Genomic DNA, 18220 nt, shown 5'->3' on the forward strand with positions numbered 1-18220 from the left:
ACATGCTGAGCGGGGGTCACTCCCACTCGATCGTCCCCGGCGGCTTGCTCGTCACGTCGAGCACCACGCGGTTCACATCCGCCACCTCGTTGGTGATGCGGGTGGAGATCTTCGCCAGGACGTCGTACGGCATCCGCGTCCAGTCCGCCGTCATCGCGTCCTCGGACGAGACCGGGCGCAGCACGATCGGGTGGCCGTACGTCCGGCCGTCGCCCTGGACGCCCACGGACCGTACGTCCGCGAGCAGCACCACCGGGCACTGCCAGATGTCGCGGTCCAGACCGGCCGCAGTCAGCTCCTCGCGGGCGATCGCGTCGGCGTCGCGCAGCAGGTCCAGGCGCTCCTTGGTGACCTCGCCGACGATGCGGATGCCGAGGCCGGGGCCGGGGAACGGCTGGCGCTGGACGATCTCCTCCGGGAGGCCGAGCTCCTGGCCGACCATCCGGACCTCGTCCTTGAACAGCTGGCGCAGCGGCTCGACGAGCTCGAACTCGATGTCGTCGGGGAGGCCGCCCACGTTGTGGTGGGACTTGATGTTCGCGGTGCCGGTGCCGCCGCCGGACTCGACGACGTCCGGGTAGAGCGTGCCCTGCACGAGGAACGCGACGTCCTCACCCTCCGCGCCGGCCTCGGCGACGATCTCCGCCTGGGCCTGCTCGAAGACGCGGATGAACTCGCGGCCGATGATCTTCCGCTTCTCCTCGGGGTCGGAGACCCCGGCGAGGGCGTTCAGGAAGCGCTCCTGCGCGTCGACGACCTTCAGCTGCACGCCGGTGGCCGCGACGAAGTCCTTCTCGACCTGCTCGGTCTCGCCCTTGCGCATCAGGCCGTGGTCGACGTACACGCAGGTCAGCTGATCGCCGATGGCCTTCTGCACGAGCGCCGCCGCGACCGCGGAGTCCACGCCGCCGGACAGGCCGCAGATGGCGCGCTTGGTGCCGACCTGCGCGCGGATCGCGGCGATCTGCTCCTCGACGACGTTGGTCGTGGTCCAGTCGGGGTCGATGCCCGCGCCCCGGTAGAGGAAGTGCTCCAGGACCTGCTGGCCGTGCGTGGAGTGCATCACCTCGGGGTGGTACTGGACGCCGTACAGCTTCTTCTCGTCGTTCTCGAAGGCGGCGACCGGCACGACGTCCGTGGACGCGGTGACGCTGAAGCCCTCGGGCGCGACCGAGCAGGCGTCGCCGTGCGACATCCACACCGACTGCTCGGCGGGGGTGCCCTCGAAGAGCGTGGAGCCGGCCTTGGTGACGGCCAGAGGGGTACGCCCGTACTCGCGCGCGCCGTTGTCGTCGACGGTGCCGCCGAGCGTCGTGGCCATCAGCTGGAAGCCGTAGCACATGCCGAAGACGGGGACGCCCGCCTCGAAGATCTCGCGGTCTATGGTCGGGGCGCCCTCGGCGTACACGGAGGACGGGCCGCCGGAAAGGATGATCGCCTTGGGGTTCTTGGCCAGCATCTCCGCCACCGGCATGGTGCTGGGGACGATCTCGCTGTAGACCCGGGCCTCACGGACACGGCGGGCGATGAGCTGGGCGTACTGCGCGCCGAAGTCGACAACGAGGACGGCGTCGGGGGCGGCGGGGGGCACTGCTGGCACGGGGGCGGCCTTCCGGCGGTGAAGGGTGTCGGGACTGTCAATTCTACCGGGGACGAGACATTCCCCTTGTCTCACCATACGAACCCGGCGTCGGCCGCCCGCCGACGGCAGGCCATACTGGCCCCATGCACCAGCAGCTGAGCTTCCTCTTTACCTATGGCACCCGGTCCGACCGGTGCCATGGTCGAGCTGCTTGAGCTACTGACAAGCGACTTCACAGGCGCCCCGGGCCGACAAGGCCCGGGGCGCTCTGTCGTTTCCGGACCCGGTCGCCGCCCAGGACGCCGTACCCCTTCCCCTTCCAGGTTCAGGAGATACGGACATGAGCACCACCGCCACCGCCCCCGCGCCCGCCCCCGGTGTCACCGCCACGGAGAAGACCGGCGCCCGCACCGACGAGGCCGCGGACCTCATCGGCAACGCCCGGGAGCGCATCGACGCGCTCGACGACAGGATCATCGGTCTGATCCAGGAACGGATGGCCGTGTCGGCCGTCATCCAGGAGGCCCGCATCACCTCGGGCGGGCGCCGTGTGAACCTCTCCCGCGAGATGGAGGTCCTCGCCCACTACAGGGACGCCCTCGGAAAGCCCGGCACCGCGCTCGCGATGACGATGCTGGAACTGTGCCGGGGCCGTATCTGAGTTCGGGCACGCCCTCACCCGTACGGCGCGTGACCGGGCCCCGCAGGGCTTCGTTGGTCCCGGTGTCCGCGCCGGCCAGGGGCGGGCACGCAGGAAAGAACCACGCGTGGCTCCGCCGGGGCGTGCGACGTACCGCGTGTACGCCGTGGGACCTCGTCCCGGCGCGCGTGACCGGTCGGCAGGGGACAGCAGCCCGGTCACCCGAGGCGGTCGGTTCCGGGGACGCCCGGAACCGGCCGGCCGCGTTCCACGGTCAGCACGTCCCATGGTCAGCACGTCCCACAGGCTGCGTGTCCCACAGGCGGCGCGCCCCACAGGCTGCGTGTCCCACAGGCGGCGCGCCCCACAGGCGGCGCGCCCCGTGGTCCGGTCCCGGGATGTCGTCGAAACCGTTGCGCGCGCCGCGACCGATCCCCCACGACGCAAAGGCAGCCCGCACCTCGAACGGCCGCTGCCACTGGTCCACACCATTCGCTCGCCCCCTCCATCGCACGAGCCGGCGGCGTACCCCCCGGCGCCGCTCCCCAGCACCGACGCCGCCCTGACGCCGGTGCTGACGGCCCGGGCCCTGCGGACTGCGGTCCGCAGGGCCCTTCGCCCCGCGTCGGCGGACAGCTGTTGTGGCGCACATCACACGAGGAACCCGTGAGATTCCGGGCAACCCTTTACGCCGCCCACAGGTCATCCCTGCGAACCAACGGCCACCCGTACACCCCCACACCCACGGCGGCCCTCACATCTCGTACCGCCATCACGCGGTGCGCCGGACTTCCTGAGGTCTACATGAAGCTTCGCCGCGCCATGGCGCTTGCGGCCGCGACGGCCGTCATAGCTCCTGCCGCTTTCCTGGCCGCGCCGGCCGCGCACGCCGAGGGTGACCCCGCCGCCACGACGCAGACCGAGACGGCCACGACGACCGATCCGGACGAGGCGGCCGGTCCGGACGAGGCGGCCGGCCCCGGCGAGGCGACCGACCCGGACGAGACGGACGGGTCCGGCGCGGACGACACCGAGACTCCGGAGCCCGGCCCGGCCGGCGAGCCCGGCCCGGACGACGCCGAGAACCCGCAGCCCGGCCCGGCCACGGACCCGGAGGGCGGCACCGAGGGCGAGACCGGGACCGGGACCGGGAAGGACCCGGCCGGTGACACCGACCCGGACGCCGACCCGGAGGACGAGGAGGACCCGGCCGGCGGGACCGACCCCGAGGACGACCCGGGCACGGACGAGGACCCGGCCGACGGGACCGACCCCGAGGACGAGCCGGGCACCAGGCCCGACGAGGACCCGACGACGGACCCCGGGGACGAGTTCGATGCCTGCGAGCCGGTCGTCGACGAGGACGGGGACCTGATCGACGCCGAGTCCGCCCTCCGGCTGGACATCAACGGCCTGCCCGGCAAGATCGTCGCGGGCAGCGGCTGGCACACCTTCCGGATGACCGCCTCCAACATCACGGACGAGGCGCTCGGTGAGGTCCGCTGGATCGCCTTCGTGGACAACTACCCGGACAGCGAGAACGAGAGCGACTGGCTGAGCAACCACCTGCAGCTCCAGTACCTCGAGCAGGGCACCAAGACCTGGAAGTCGCTCCAGGACGAGGAGTTCATGGGCAAGACGGAGCTCGGCGCGAAGGACGTCGTCGACATCCAGCTGCGCGTGAACATCGACGCGAAGGCTCCGTCCGGCGACAGCTTCGCCCTCGGCCTCGGCGCGTACCTCGACTCCGAGGAGGAGTGCTACCGCCAGGCGCTCGGCTTCTGGGAGTTCAGCGTCCTCGCACCGGGCGCCGACAACGAGAACCCGGGCAGGCCCACGCCGGTCGAGCCGCCCGTCGAGAAGCCCGTGGTCAGCCCCAAGGAGCCGCAGGGCGGCGCCAAGGAGATCCCGGTGACCGGCAGCCTCGCCGAGACCGGTTCCTCGTCCGCGATGCCGATGTTCGCCCTCGCGGGTGGCGCGGCCGTCGCACTCGGCGTCGGCGCGATGTTCGTCGTACGCCGCCGCAAGGCCGGTTCCGAGGTCTGAGACGGCCCGCGCACGGCCGGAAACGGCCCGAATGACCCGGTGAGACACCGGTAGAGCCGGCAGGAGGGGCTGCACTCGGAGGGGGGTGCAGCCCCTTTTGCCTGCCCTCTCGCCTGCCTGCCTGTCCGGCCAGCGCTCACTCAGCTCTTGGGCGGGACCGCCGGTAGGCCGAGGAACGGCAGCTTCAGCGCGCCGAAGGCGTCCTCCGGCACCGCCGGCGCCTTCGGCGCGACCGCGGCCAGGCGCTCGTACGCCGCGCCCTGCACCGGGCGCACGTCCGGCTCCCCCTTGTTGGGCCAGTACGACATGGCCCGCTCCGCCTGAGCGGTGATCGTCAGCGACGGGTTGACACCCAGGTTGGCGGAGACCGCGGCGCCGTCCACGACCGAGATGCCCGGGTGTCCGTACAGCCGGTGGTACGGGTCGATGACACCCTGCTCGGGGGAGGCGCCGATCGGGCAGCCGCCGAGGAAGTGCGCGGTCAGCGGAGTGCCGATCAGCTCACCGATGTTGCTGCCGGCGAAGCCGTTGATCTCCGCGGCGAGGACCGACGCGGCGCGCGCCGCCTCGGGGATCTGCTTCGGATTGGGCGCGCCGTGCCCCTGGCGGGCGGTGAGCAGGCCCTTTCCGATGCCGCGCGGTTTGCGGTACGTCGTCAGGGAGTTGTCCAGGGACTGCATGACGAGGCCGATGATGGTCTTCTCCGACCAGCGGTGGTTGGAGAGCGAACGGGCGGTCAGGAGCGGGTGCCTGGCGGCGTGGCCGAGCCAGCCGAGCACGCGGGGGAACTTCTCGGCGTACGGCACCTGGATGATGGACATCGCGCCCATCGCGTTGGAGCCCCTGCCGTAGCGGACCGGCTCGATGTGGGTGCTGGCGTTGGGGTGGACCGAGGACGTGATGGCGACGCCCCGCGTGAAGTCGACCCTCTTCGCGCCGTTCTTCGCACCGTGCTTCTCGCGGTAGCGGCGGTCGGTGGTCTGGGCGCCGACGAGTGCCTCGGAGTTGGTGCGGGTCAGTTCGCCGAGCTTCGAGGAGATGCGGGGGAGTTCGCCGCGGTCCTTCATGGCGTGCAGGAGGGTCTGCGTGCCGTACGTGCCGGCCGCGACGACGACCTGGCGGGCGCGCAGGGTGCGGGGCGCGGCCTTGCGGCGGGCGTCGGTGGGGACGGTGGCGACGCGGTAGCCGCCGTCCGGGTGCTCGGCGAGGCCGATGACGGAGGTCATCGGGTGGACGACCGCGCCGGCCTTCTCGGCGAGGTGGAGGTAGTTCTCGTTGAGGGTGTTCTTCGCGCCGAGCCGGCAGCCGGTCATGCACGCGCCGCACTCGGTGCAGGCCGTGCGGGACGGGCCCGCGCCGCCGAAGTAGGGGTCGGGAACCTCCGTGCCGGGCGCGGCCGTCGCACCGCCGTCGGCGTCCTCGCCGTCGCCGTAGAAGACACCGACCGGTGCCAGGTGGAAGCTGCTCCCCACCCCCATGGTCTCGGCGGCGGCCTTCAGGTGTTCGTCGGACGGCGTCATGGTCGGGTTCAGGCGCACCCCGAGCATGCGCTTGGCCTGGTCGTAGTACGGCGCCAGTTCGTCCTGCCAGTCGGTGATGTCCGCCCACTGCCGGTCCTGGAAGAAGGGGGCGGGGGGCACGTACAGCGTGTTGGCGTAGTTGAGGGAGCCGCCCCCCACGCCCGCGCCGGCCAGGACCATGACGTTTCCGAGGAGGTGCACGCGCTGGATGCCGAAGAGGCCGAGCGCGGGCGCCCACAGGTAGTTCTTGATGTCCCAGGAGGTCTTGGGCAGGGTCTCGCGGGTGAAGCGGCGGCCCGCTTCCAGGACGCCGACCCGGTACCCCTTCTCCGTCAGGCGCAGCGCGGAGACGGACCCGCCGAAGCCGGATCCGACCACGATGACGTCGTAGTCGTACGCGGAATCGTCCGCAGCCTCCTGGCTGTGGGCAGAGCTCTCCTGGAACATGGGCGCTCCTCGTCGAAAAAGCCTGGGATCAGCGGAAACGCAGGGTCTTGAGCGCCTTCAGGCTGGTGCTCATGAACGCCGCGTACTTCTCGTCGTCCATGCCGAAGGACGGGGCCATCGGGATCAGCCGCTGGTGGGCGACGGTCTGGGCCTCGGTGTACTTGAGGATGCCCTCGGAGCCGTGGCGGCGGCCGAGGCCCGACTCCTTCATGCCGCCCATCGGCGCCTGGACGCTGCCGTACGCCGGGGCGTAGCCCTCGTTGATGTTGACGGTGCCGGTGCGCAGCCGGGCGGCGATCGCGTGGCCGCGCTTGCCGTCCTTGGTCCATATGCTCGAATTGAGGCCGTACGGTGTGGCGTTGGCCCGCTCGACGACCTCGTCCTCGTCGGTGAAGCGGTAGAGGGAGACGACCGGGCCGAAGGTCTCCTCGGTGCACACCGCCATCGGCGCCTCGACGCCGTCCAGGATGGTCGGCTCGTAGAAGAGCGGGCCGATGTCGGGGCGGGCGACGCCGCCCGCGACGAGCGTGGCGCCCTTGGCGACGGCCTCCTCGACGTGGCGCTTGACGTTCTCCAGCTGGCGCTCGCCGACGAGCGAGCCCATGTCGGCGCCGTACGCGAGGGACGCGCCGAGGCGCATCGCCTTCGTACGGGCGGCGAACCGGGCGACGAAGTCGTCGGCGACGGACTCGTGGACGTACAGCCGCTCGATGGAGATGCACAGCTGTCCGGCGGAGGAGAAGCAGGCGCGGACGGCGCCCGCCGCGGCCTTCTCGACGTCGGCGTCGGCCAGGACCAGCATGGCGTTCTTGCCGCCGAGTTCGAGGGATACGCCGATGAGGCGGGCGGCCGCGCCCTGGGCGACCTCGCGGCCGGTGCGGGTGGAGCCGGTGAAGGAGACGTAGTCGGCGTGCTTGACGATCTCGGGGCCGACGACCGGGCCCTCGCCGAGGACCACCTGGAAGACCTCGGCGGGCAGACCGGCCTCGACGAGGAGGTCGCGGGCCCACAGGGCGGTCAGCGCGGTCTCGGTGTCGGGCTTCATCACGACGGCGTTTCCGGAGACGAAGGCGGGCAGGGCGTCGCCGACCGACAGCTCCAGCGGATAGTTCCACGGGGCGATCTGGCCGACCACTCCGCGCGGCTGGCGCAGTTCGGTGACCTTGGTCAGGGCCGGGACGGCTCCGGTGCGCCGTCTGGGCTTGAGGTAGGAAGCGGCCTTGCGCCCGTAGTGGCGGGCGGCTATCGCGACGGCCTGGACCTCCTCGTGCGCGTGCAGACGGGCCTTGCCGGTCTCCAGCTGGACGAGGTCGAGGACCTCGGCCTGGCGCTCCAGGACGAGGTCGTGGAAGCGGAGCAGAACCGCGGCGCGCTGGCGGACGGGTACGGCGGCCCAGACGGGCTGGGCGGCGCGCGCCCGCGCGAAGGCGGTGGCGACGTCCTCGGGGGTGGACTCGGGCAGGTCGGCCAGCTTCTCCCCGGTGAAGGGGGTGTGGTTGGCGGTGCGGCCGGAGCCGGCCACATCACGCGTGAGCTGTGCGACCACCTCGGGAGTGACCACATCGGCCGCGGTGCGCGCATGGGCGGGGGCGGCGGCGCGGGGGTTCGTACCGAGGGCGGCCGCGGGGGCCTGCGTGTCCGTCATGAGGGCGAGGGTAAGCCTCCTGGGAGCCTTTTGGTACCCGCCGGTAACGCCTTTTCGCCGGCCCCTCACCACCGTGCCAGCGATCACTGGCACATAACCCCTGATCAGGGCTTGTGTTGCCGGCTCGTGTTTCCGGCCTGCGTTCCCGGCTCGTGTCCCGGCCCGCCTTCCCGGCCTGCGTTCCCGGCCCGTGGTCTAACCGCGGGTGAAGGAGTCGAGGGCGGTGTCGAAGTGCCGCTTCGCCTCGTCCTGCCGGCCGACCGGCGCGGAGACCCGCACGTCGTACATCAGGCTGCCCTCCTCCCAGGAGATCTCGTACGTGTGCCGGTCCTCGTCGCCCGCCTCGAACCCGTCCGCCTTGAACTCCCAGAGCGCTGCGGGCCACCCGTTGTGGGTCGTCCGGGTGACCTTGCCCTCGCGGTACCCGGGGTGGGCGTGCGGGCCGTTCGCGTGCGCCAGCCGCATCGCGCCGAGCGGCCCGCCCGCCACGGGGATCTGCTGGCGTACGCCGATCCTGACGCTCTTGTCCGGCGACACGTAGGAGACCCGGTCGTTGTCGGCCGAGCGGTGGTAGCCCTCGGGGACGGCGAGCGTGAAACCCGCGGGGTCGGTCACCTTGCGGTAGCCGGCCGGGGGCGTGCGGGCGGTGGCGCCCGTACCGGGGGAGCCTGGCGGTCCCTCGCCCTCGCCGTTGCCGTTGCCGTTGCCGGACACGGTCGAGGTGACCGTACGGGTGGACGCGGTGTCCGGACGCCCGTTGCCGCCGCGGCCGTCACCGCCGTCGTCGCCGCCGTCGAGGAACAGCGCCGCGGTCCCCGCGCCCGCCCCCGCCGTCACGACGACGAGGGCACCCGCGACGAGCGCGCCCCGGACGCCGCCGGCCCGGGGCCGCGCCGCCGGCCCGGCGGCGAGCGGAATGTTCGGCTGTGTGGCCGAATAAGGCGCTTCGGGAGCCGCTCCGGTGGCGAGGACGGCGAGCAGCAGCCGCTCCGTCTCGGCCGCGCCGAGCCTGCGCTCCGGATCGCGCTCCAACAGGCGCTGTACGACGGGGAGCAGCGGGCCCGCGGCCACGGGCGCCTGGATCGGGTCGTGCATGACCGCGCACAGCACCCCGCCCAGCGAGTCGCGGTGGAACGGCGACTCGCCGCTCACCGCCGTGCACAGCAGCACCCCGAGCGACCACATGTCGGACGCCGGGCCCGCACCGACGCCCTCCATGCGCTCGGGCGCGGTGTACTCGGGCGAGCCGACGAAGGACCCTGCGTTGGTGATCGTCGTACCGCCGGAGAGCCGCGCGACCCCGAAGTCGGTGAGGACGACACGGCCGCTGCCCGCCTCCAGCAGGACGTTGGCGGGCTTGAGGTCACGGTGCAGTACGCCGCGCTCATGGGCCATGCGCAACGCTCTGACCAGCGCGAGGCCGATCCTCGCCGCCTCGCGGGGATCGACGGGCCCTTCGGCCGCGATGCGGTCCGCGAGGGAATCGCCGTCGATCAGCTCCATGATGATGTACGACAGCCCGGTGCCGGGGTCCTCGACGATGTCGTGCACGACGATCACATGCGGATGGACCAGCTGGGCCACGGTCCTGGCCTCCCGCAGTGCCCGCTCGCGCCGCATCTGCGCGTCGGCGGCGGTCGAGCCGGGTTCGTCGCCGCCGAAGTGGAGTTCCTTGACGGCGACCTGCCGGTCGAGCAGTTCGTCGGTCGCCTGCCAGACGGTGCCCATGCCGCCGCTGCCCAGCCGGTCACCGATGCGGTAACGCCCTGCGATCAGTCGGCTGCCGCCCACGGCATCGCCGGTCATGCGGTGTGAGTGGTCCACGTTTCCTGCCCCGCGTCTACGGCTGCCAGATTACGGAGCGGAAGACGGCCATGGAACCTCGTCACTCTCACGTGTCCCGATGTGATCGGTCTCCGGGCGCGTGGCGCGGCCCCCGGGAGGGCCGGTCAGCCCGTCACCCGGTAGGTCTCTGTGGCCTGTTCGTAGATCTCGGTGATCTCGTCGCGCTGCGCCTCGGGGCCGATCACCTGGACCACGTGGTACCGGTCGCCGACGATCATCGCGAGGTTACGGACGTACACATCGCGCCCGCTGCTGTCCTGCCAGGTGAACTGGCCCTCCGCCATGGCCCGCCCGCCCACGTCGATGCGGCGCAGCCCGTTCTGCGTGGACCAGGAGGAGTCCCTGACGGGCTGGAGCTCCCGTTCCTTCCTCAGCTGGTAGTCCATCGGGTCGCTGCCCTGCTCCTTGACGGAGTCCCGGCCGGGGACGATCACCAGCTCGAACTCACCGCCGCGGTAGCGGACCTGTCCGGCGTCGTTGATCGGCCGCCGCTCCCAGTCCTTGTCGACGGCTGTCTGGAAACCCTCGGCATCCTTGCGGATCCCGTACCCCTCGGCGACATCGGCGGCCGGGGCGGAGGTCTGCGGCTGCTGGGCACCGGACGACTCCGGGGTTTTCCGGGGTGCCTTCTCCGGTGCCTTCTCCGCGGGCGGCGCGGGCGCGGTGGTGCCGGAGGAGCCGGAGGTGGCGGGCGCGCCGGTGCTCCTGCTGTCGCCCGCGTTCTCGGGGGTGCCCTGGCTCCGGTCCTGCTCACCGGCGCTCGGCATGAAGACCATGGCGTAGACGAGCACGGCGGCCAGGCCGAGGAGGATCAGGAGCAGGAGCGTACGCCCGAGCGAACGGGGACCGCCGCGCTGCTTCTTCTGGATCCGCGGCTCCTTGATCCGCGGCTCCCGGTCCGGCTCCCGCTCCCGGGGAGGCCGCGGCGCTCTCGGCTCCCCCCTGCCCCCGGCCCTGGTCTTCTTGTGCCGGTGGCGCCCGTGCGCGTCGGCCGCCCCGGCACGGCGCTTGCGTACGAGCTCACCGCGGCGGCGCACGATCGGGAGCCGCGTGGCGTCGGCGGACGGCAGCGGCACGACGTTCGCGCCGGCATCCGGCTCGGGGGCGGACCGGACGAGTGAGCGGAGCCAGCCGCGTACCTCCTCGAAGTCGGGCCGCTCGGTGGGGTCCTGGCGCAGCAGCGATTCGACGACGGGCCGCAGGGGGCCGCACTCCTCGGCGAAGGCGGGCGGCTCGGCGCAGACGAGCTGCACCAGCTCTATGGCGCTCTCCTCCGGGTACGGGGCGTGGCCCTGCACGGTACGGAAGAGCAGCGCGCCCAGGGCCCAGAGGTCGGTGGAGGGGCCGATGGGCGGGGCGAGCTGCCAGTTCTCGTGGACGGACCCGGCCTGTTCGGGGGCCCAGCGCTCGGTGACGGCGCCGACGACGGCGATCCGTGCCTGCCGGGCACGCTCGGCGGCGAGCGGAGTGGCGGGCCCGCGGTGCGCGGAGGTCTGTCCGCCCGCCACGAACTCGTCCCAGCCGCGGGCCTCTTCCTGGACCTGGCGCTGCTCCTGGCCCTGGCCCTGCGCCTGCGCCGGGCTGTGCCGCAGGCCGTCGGCGCGCATGGCGTCGCCTGCTCCGGTCCGGGGGGCCGCGCCGTGCCAGGCGCCGGCCGGCTCCGGGCGCTCGGCGGGCGCGGGTCCGGAACCGAGGCCGGAGTGCGTGGGATTGGGATACGTGGGGTCGGGGTCGGGGTCGAGTTCGACGTAGGGGCTGATCGCGCGCGGGCCCCCGGCCGGGCGCGGCAGCGCGCGCTGCGCCGGGAGCGGGCCCGCGCCGCCGCCCGGGCGCTGCTCCTCGCCGGCCCGGGCCGCCGCACGGGCTCCCGCGCGGTACGCCGCTATCGCCCCGGCACGGGCGGCGCGGACCTCGGCGGCGGCGTTCCCTCCTCCGGCCGGCAACGCGGTGCGCGCGTCGGGGCCGTACCCGGAGCCAGGAGCTGCGCCGAGGCCGTGCCCGGGGCCGTGCGGCGTGGACTCCGCCCCACGGCTGCCTCCGGCCGTCCCGTGCTCCGGCGGACCGGCGTCGGCCCAGCCGCCGTCGCTCTCCGCCGCCTCGTCCGCCTCCTCCGCCGGCTCCGGCACGGGGGCGTACCCGCAGAGCGCCTCCTCCGCCGCGCCGGCCGCGAGCCCGGTCAGGACGATGCGGCCGTCGTCGCAGACGAGCACCGTGCGGACGGTGATGTTCCGGTGGGTCCAGCCGTGCGCGTGCAGCACCCGCAGCGCGGTCAGCACGTCGGAGGCGATCTCCGCCGCCCGGTAGGGATTCAGGGGTTTCTCGGCGAGCAGTGCCGCCAGCGGCCGCGCCGCCACCAGTTCGCTCACGATCCAGAGCGAACCGCCCTCGGCGAAGACGTCGAAGACCTGGTCGAGTCTGGGGTGGTCGGGAATCTGCGCGGCGGCCTGCGCCGCCTCGAGGGCCCGCCGCACGGCGGGGTCGGCGGGCCGCCGCGTCGTGCGCCCGGCGGCCTGCCGCTGCGCCGCCGCCCCGCCGCCCTCCCCGTCCAGGAACTCCGCGTCCACGACCTCGGGCAACGGCACCTGCCGGACGAGGACTTCCTGGCCGCTGTAGGTGTCGAAGGCCCTGGTCTCGACCAGTTCGTAGGCGTCGGAAGGCGGCAACGGAAGGCGGTAGCGGTCGGCAAGCACCCGTCCCGCGTAGTCGTCCACGACGCCTCCCCAGAGCGCGCTGTTCCCCCGGCCCAGTCTGACCGCATCAAGTCGTCAATTCCGGTCGCGTACGGTCAGCCCACGAGCTCTTACGATACGTGGCTGGGACCGGCCGCGCCGCCGGGTCCGGGCAACCCGGCGGTTCTGTCCGTCAGCCCTTCGGCGCGAAGGTGTCGAACGCGGTCTCGCGCAGCGTCCGGCACTCGTCGCCGTTCCACTCGCTCGCCTTGCAGCTGACCATGATCGAGTAACCGCGCCCCGCGTCCACCTTGAAGCCCCGGTTCAGGACGTGCACCCGCATGCCCCGCACGTCGCGCTCGAACTCCCAGTCTGCGGTGGTGGGATAGCCGTTGTAGTCGACGGGCCGTATGCCGAGGTGCTTGTAGTTGCTGCTGGTCGCGGCGACCCCGGCCCGGGCCGCGGCCCAGGCCGCGCGGGCGTCGCCCCCGGGGCTGCCGGTGAAGTCGACCTGGACGCGCGGGTATCCGCCGTCCTTGTTGTATATGCCGCCGGAGTTCGTGCCCGCTATGCCGTTGCGCCGGAACCCCTCGGGCATCGCCATGGTGAAGTGGAAACGGTCGTCGCCGACCTTCACGTACCCGTCGGGCAGCCCGCCGCCCTTCGACGGACCGTCCGTTTCGGACTCGCCCGGATCCTGGCTGTCGTCGCCCTTGCCCTCGTCCTTGCCGGGGTCCTCGGACCGGCTCTGGCCGGCGCCCGGGGACTGGCCCTGGTCCTCGCCCTTACCGCCGTCCGTTTCCGTACCCGTGCCCGTGCTTTCGTCGCCCTTGGCACCGTCGCCGGCCGTGGCGCCGCTCGAAGCGGACGTCCCGTCCTTGGACTTGCCCTGCGTCTTGCCGTCGGAGTCACCGCTCAGCGCGACGGCGAGCACGGTACCGATCACGGCGAGCGCCGCGACCACCGCCACGAGCACCAGCGTGCGTCGCGGCACGACGTCGGTCAGCGAGGCCCGCTCCGGCGGCCTCGGGCCCGGCGCGGACTGCGACTGCTGCGCCTCCCGGGGGCCGGTCCGCCCGGTCTGCTTCTGCTTGGCGGACTGGGCTGCCGCCGCGTTGCGTACGGACTTCAGCGCGCCCCGGACCCGCTCGCCGGCGTCCTTCGCCGCGTCGTTCCTGGTCGGCCGCACCGCGCTGAGCACGTCCTCGGGCACGGGCGGCAGTGCCACCACCCGCGTCGCCTCGGGCGACGGCTCGGGCACGGCCGGCTTGTCGGGCAGGCTGATCACGTCGTTGAGGAGCGCCCGCGCGCCCGCCTCGTCGAGCCGCTGCTCGGGGTCCTTGGCCAGCAGGCCGTAGATCACCTCTTCCAGCGGTCCCGCGTTCTTGGGCGGGTCGAGCGGCTCGGTCATCACGGCCGTGAGGGTCGCGATCGCGGACCCCTTGTCGTACGGCGGGGTGCCCTCCACCGACGCGTACAGCAGACCGCCCAGCGACCACAGGTCGGCGGCCGGACCCGGCTTGTGGCCACGGGCCCGCTCCGGCGAGATGTACGAAGGGGCGCCCACCAGCATGCCGGTCGAGGTGATCGACGGGTCGCCCTCGACCTGTGCGATGCCGAAGTCGGTCAGCACGACCCGGCCGTCCTCGGCGATCAGCACGTTGGACGGCTTCACGTCGCGGTGCAGGATGCCCTCGCGGTGCGCGGCGCGCAGGACGTCGAGAATGGCGAGGCCCACCTCGGCGGCGCGACGAGGCGTCAGCACCCCGTCCTCGCGCACCGCTTCGGCGAGCGACTTGCCCTCGATCAGCTCCATGACGATCCACGGCCGGTCGTCCTCGTCGACCACGTCGTAGACGGTCACGGCGCCGTTGTTGCGGATCCGGGCGATCGCCTTCGCCTCACGCAGCGTGCGCGTGATGAGCCGGCGCTTCTCCTCGTCGTCGATGCTCGTGGGGAAGCGCAGTTCCTTCACGGCGACGGTGCGGCCCAGCGTCTCGTCGACGGCGCGCCAGACCGTGCCCATGCCGCCCCGGCCGAGCACCTTTCCGAGCCGGTACCGCCCGGCGAGAAGACGCCCCTTGGTGTCCTTGGACTGCTCCGCCTCCGACATGCGTCCCCTCTGCGATCCCTGATCTTCGCCCGCGATGGCTGCGTTCCAGGGTGATGCAGTAACCCGCCCTGGCAGAGCAATCATTGTCCCTCACCGCACGACCGATCGTGGTCCCGGGTCGCCGGCTCCTTTCCACGGCACCGACAAAAGGGACCCCTCCCAGTTCACAGCAGTGCCAGGGCGGCTCCACCGAATCTCCCCGCACCGGAACCGACTTCCCCGCCCCCGGCCGGATCACTGCAACGGCACGATGTCCGGCGCTCCCAGCCGCGCCGCGTCCGCCGTCAGGTCGTCCGGCTGGCGCTGCGACTCCCGCTCCGCCTCGACCCGCTTCTGGTAGTGCGCGACCTCCTTCTCGATCTGCTCCTTGTCCCACCCGAGCACCGGCGCCATCAGCTCCGCGCACTCACGCGCGCTGCGCGTCCCCCGGTCGAAGGTCTCGATGGAGATGCGCGTGCGCCGGGTCAGTACGTCGTCGAGGTGGCGCGCGCCCTCGTGCGAGGCGGCGTAGACCACCTCCGCCCGCAGGTAGTCGTCCGCCGCGCTCAGCGGTTCCGCCAGCGACGGATCGCGGGCGATCAGGTCCAGCAGTTCCTCGGTGAGCGAGCCGTACCGGTTCAACAGGTGCTCCACGCGCACCACATGGAGCCCCGCGCGCGCCGCGATCCGCGCCCGCGCGTTCCACAGCGCCCGGTACCCCTCGGCCCCGACGAGCGGCACGTCCTCGGTCACGCACGCGGCGACCCGCTGGTCGAGGGCGTGCACCGCCTCGTCCACGGCGTCCTTCGCCATCACGCGGTACGTCGTGTACTTGCCGCCCGCGACCACGACGAGCCCCGGCACCGGATGCGCCACCGTGTGCTCGCGCGAGAGCTTGCTGGTGGCGTCCGACTCCCCGGCCAGCAGCGGCCGCAGGCCGGCGTACACGCCCTGGACGTCATCACGGGTCAGCGGCACCGCCAGCACCGTGTTCACATGCTCCAGCAGGTAGTCGATGTCCGCGCTGGACGCCGCCGGATGCGCCTTGTCCAGGCTCCAGTCCGTGTCGGTCGTCCCCACGATCCAGTGGCGTCCCCACGGAATGACGAACAGCACCGACTTCTCGGTCCGCAGGATCAGTCCGGTCGACGAGTGGATCCGGTCCTTCGGGACCACCAGGTGGATGCCCTTGGACGCCCGGACGTGGAACTGCCCGCGCTCGCCGATCAGCGCCTGGGTGTCGTCCGTCCACACGCCGGTCGCGTTGACGACCTGCCTGGCCCGGACCTCGTACTCCCCGCCGCCCTCGACATCCTGCACCCGCGCCCCGACGACCCGCTCGCCCTCGCGCAGGAAGCCGGTCACCCGGGCCCGGTTGGCGACCTGTGCGCCGTACTGCGACGCCGTGCGCACCAGCGTCGCCACATACCGCGCGTCGTCCATCTGGGCGTCGTAGTACTGCAACGCTCCGACCAGTGCGTCCTTCTTCAGCGCGGGCGCCACCCGCAGCGCGCGCGCCCGCGTCAGGTGACGGTGCATCGGCAGTCCGCGCCCGTGCCCGGACGACACCGACATCGCGTCGTACAGCGCCACACCCGACCCGGCGTACCACCGCTCCCACCCCTTGTGCTGGAGCGGGTAGAGGAACGGCACCGGCTTCACCAGATGCGGTGCCAGCCGTTCGAGGAGCAGCCCGCGCTCCTTCAGCGCCTCCCGTACGAGGGCGAAGTCGAGCATCTCCAGATAGCGCAGCCCGCCGTGGATCAGCTTGCTCGACCGGCTCGACGTGCCCGAGGCCCAGTCCCGCGCCTCGACCAGGCCGGTCGCCAGCCCGCGCGTGACGGCGTCGAGGGCCGTCCCCGCACCGACCACTCCGGCGCCCACGACCAGCACGTCCAGTTCACGCTCGGCCATCGCCGCGAGCGCCTCGGCGCGCTCGGCGGGCCCCAGGGTCGCTGTCCTCACTGCTGCCTCCCGCAGTCGTCGGGTGGTCGGGAACACATCCCCGCCCCTCTCGATTCTGTCCGCAGGGCCCGCATTCGGCCACCGCCTGTGGACAACACTCCCGCGCCCCGGCCGCACACAATGCCGCGTAACGGTCATATTTACGCTTAGTCTGACATTGCGCTCGCCCGAACTGTCCACAGGGTTTGCGCGTTGCCTCCCCTCCGGCTATTGGGAAGGACGGCCCACCGCCATGCCCGCAGATCTCGCCGTCATCGGACTCGGCCACCTCGGCCTGCCCCTGGCCCAGGCCGCGGTCGCCTCCGGCATCGACACCCTCGGCTACGACACCGACCCGCACCTCCTCGCGGACCTCGCCGCGGGACGCACCCCGGGCGACGGCTCCCTCACCGCCGCCGACCTGCGCCGCATGCTGGCCGGGGGTTTCCGTACCGTCAGGGCGCCGACCGAGCTCGGCCGGGTCCGTACCGCGGTCATCTGCGCCCCCACTCCGCTCGGCGCCGACCGTACGCTCGACCTCAGCGCCGTCGGCGAAGCCGCCAGGATCCTGGCGGCACAGCTGCGCCCGCACACCACCGTGCTGCTCGAATCCGCCGCGTACCCCGGTACCACGGAAGAATTCCTCCGTCCCATCCTGGAAGAGGGCTCCGGGCTGCGGGCGGGCCGCGACTTCCACCTCGCGTACTCCCCCAGTCGGGTGGACCCCGGCAACCGGCTCCACACCTACGCCGGCACCCCGCAGGTCATCGGCGGCCTCACCCCCGCCTGCACCGAATCGGCCGCCGCCTTCTACGGGCGCCTGACCGACAAGGTGGTCCGGGCGCGGGGCCCGCGCGAGGCCGAGACCGTCGGCGTACTCGAAACCAACTACCGGCACGTGAACATCGCGCTGGTCAACGAGATGGCCGTGCTCTGCCACGACCTCGGCGTCGACCTCTGGGACGTCATCCGCTGCGCCGAGACCAAGCCCTTCGGCTTCCAGTCGTTCCGCCCGGGCCCCGGCGTCGGCGGCCACGGCGTCCCCGTCGACCCCAACTACATCCCGCACAGCAGCACCACCCCCGGCCACCCGCTGCGCATGGTCGGCCTCGCGCAGGAGATCAACGGCCGGATGCCTCAGTACGTCATCCAGCGCTGCGCCACCCTCCTCAACGAGCACGGCAAGTCCGCCCGCGGCGCCCGCGTGCTACTCCTCGGCGTCACCTACAAACCGGACCTGGCCGACCAGCAGGGCGCCCCGGCCCAGGAGATCGCCACCCGTCTGATGGACCTGGGCGCCCAGGTCGGCTACCACGACCCGCACGTCCCCCACTGGCGCGTCCGCGACGTCCCGGTCCCCCGCGCCGACTCCCTCTACGAGGCCGCCGCCAACGCCGACCTGACCGTGCTCCTGCAGAACCACCGCACGTACGACCTCCAGGCCCTCGCGGTGAAGGCCCAGCTCCTGCTCGACACCCGGGGCGCGACCCCGACGGGCGCGAGCCACCGCCTCTGACGCCGAGAAGGCGGCGGTCCGGGAAAGCGGCGGAGGGGCGGCGGGCAGGAGGAGCGGCCGGCCGCTGAAGTGGAACCCGAAGTCGGCGCCGACGGCCAGGCCGGCGTGACCGCCCTGGTCGGCGCCGGCCACGGACACGGCCGAACCCCAGCGGTCCTTCTCCCCGTCCGCCCCGGGGACGCCCGCGCTCTTCTGCGCATACGTCCGGTCGGGCAGCGTCGCACCGACGCCGTCCGGGCCGCCGTACGGGACGGAGAACCTGCCCCCGGGCGCG

The 18220-nt window shown here is 72.6% G+C and carries 10 protein-coding genes; 3 read left to right on the forward strand and 7 right to left on the reverse strand.

The genetic code is table 11. The annotated features are described in order from the left end of the window. Positions 1-16: 16 nt before the first annotated feature. Positions 17-1600 (reverse strand): glutamine-hydrolyzing GMP synthase, encoded by a 1584-nt coding sequence (gene guaA / locus ACWDZ4_RS06865; protein WP_451507386.1) that lies wholly within the window; start codon positions 1598-1600, stop codon positions 17-19. Positions 1601-1922: 322 nt separating this feature from the next. Between guaA and ACWDZ4_RS06870 the strand changes: the two genes are divergently transcribed. Both ACWDZ4_RS06870 and ACWDZ4_RS06875 read left to right on the forward strand, forming a co-directional pair. Further along, on the forward strand, positions 1923-2243 hold the full coding sequence (locus ACWDZ4_RS06870; RefSeq protein ID WP_451507387.1) for a chorismate mutase: 321 nt from the start codon (positions 1923-1925) through the stop codon (positions 2241-2243). Positions 2244-3026: 783 nt separating this feature from the next. Then, positions 3027-4268, forward strand: a complete 1242-nt coding sequence (locus ACWDZ4_RS06875) for an LAETG motif-containing sortase-dependent surface protein (protein ID WP_451507388.1) — start codon at positions 3027-3029, stop codon at positions 4266-4268. Positions 4269-4408: 140 nt separating this feature from the next. Here ACWDZ4_RS06875 and ACWDZ4_RS06880 read toward each other — a convergent pair whose 3' ends face one another. The 6 genes from ACWDZ4_RS06880 to ACWDZ4_RS06905 all read right to left on the reverse strand — a co-directional run bounded on the left by ACWDZ4_RS06880 (position 4409) and on the right by ACWDZ4_RS06905 (position 16451). Continuing rightward, positions 4409-6235, reverse strand: coding sequence for a GMC oxidoreductase (locus ACWDZ4_RS06880; RefSeq protein ID WP_451507389.1), 1827 nt, complete (start codon positions 6233-6235; stop codon positions 4409-4411). Positions 6236-6263: 28 nt separating this feature from the next. Then, on the reverse strand, positions 6264-7880 hold the full coding sequence (locus tag ACWDZ4_RS06885) for a succinic semialdehyde dehydrogenase (protein ID WP_451507390.1): 1617 nt from the start codon (positions 7878-7880) through the stop codon (positions 6264-6266). A 195-nt stretch (positions 7881-8075) separates the two neighbouring features. Beyond that, complete coding sequence (locus ACWDZ4_RS06890) at positions 8076-9686, reverse strand: serine/threonine-protein kinase (protein WP_451507391.1); 1611 nt, start codon at positions 9684-9686, stop codon at positions 8076-8078. 143 nt (positions 9687-9829) lie between these two features. Continuing rightward, complete coding sequence (locus tag ACWDZ4_RS06895; RefSeq protein WP_451507392.1) at positions 9830-12436, reverse strand: protein kinase; 2607 nt, start codon at positions 12434-12436, stop codon at positions 9830-9832. Between the two features lie 151 nt (positions 12437-12587). Then, positions 12588-14507 carry a serine/threonine-protein kinase gene (locus tag ACWDZ4_RS06900; protein WP_451507393.1) on the reverse strand — a complete coding sequence of 640 codons (1920 nt, stop codon included), beginning with the start codon at positions 14505-14507 and terminating at the stop codon, positions 12588-12590. A 234-nt stretch (positions 14508-14741) separates the two neighbouring features. Continuing rightward, positions 14742-16451: a glycerol-3-phosphate dehydrogenase/oxidase gene (locus ACWDZ4_RS06905; RefSeq protein ID WP_451507394.1), complete on the reverse strand. Its 1710-nt coding sequence runs from the start codon at positions 16449-16451 to the stop codon at positions 14742-14744. Positions 16452-16683: 232 nt separating this feature from the next. Here ACWDZ4_RS06905 and ACWDZ4_RS06910 point away from each other — a divergent pair, with 232 nt between their 5' ends. Further along, entirely contained in the window at positions 16684-17946 is a 1263-nt protein-coding gene (locus ACWDZ4_RS06910) for a nucleotide sugar dehydrogenase (RefSeq protein ID WP_451507395.1), read from the forward strand. The last annotated feature ends 274 nt before the right edge of the window (positions 17947-18220 follow it).

Source organism: Streptomyces sp. NPDC003016, from assembly GCF_053591455.1.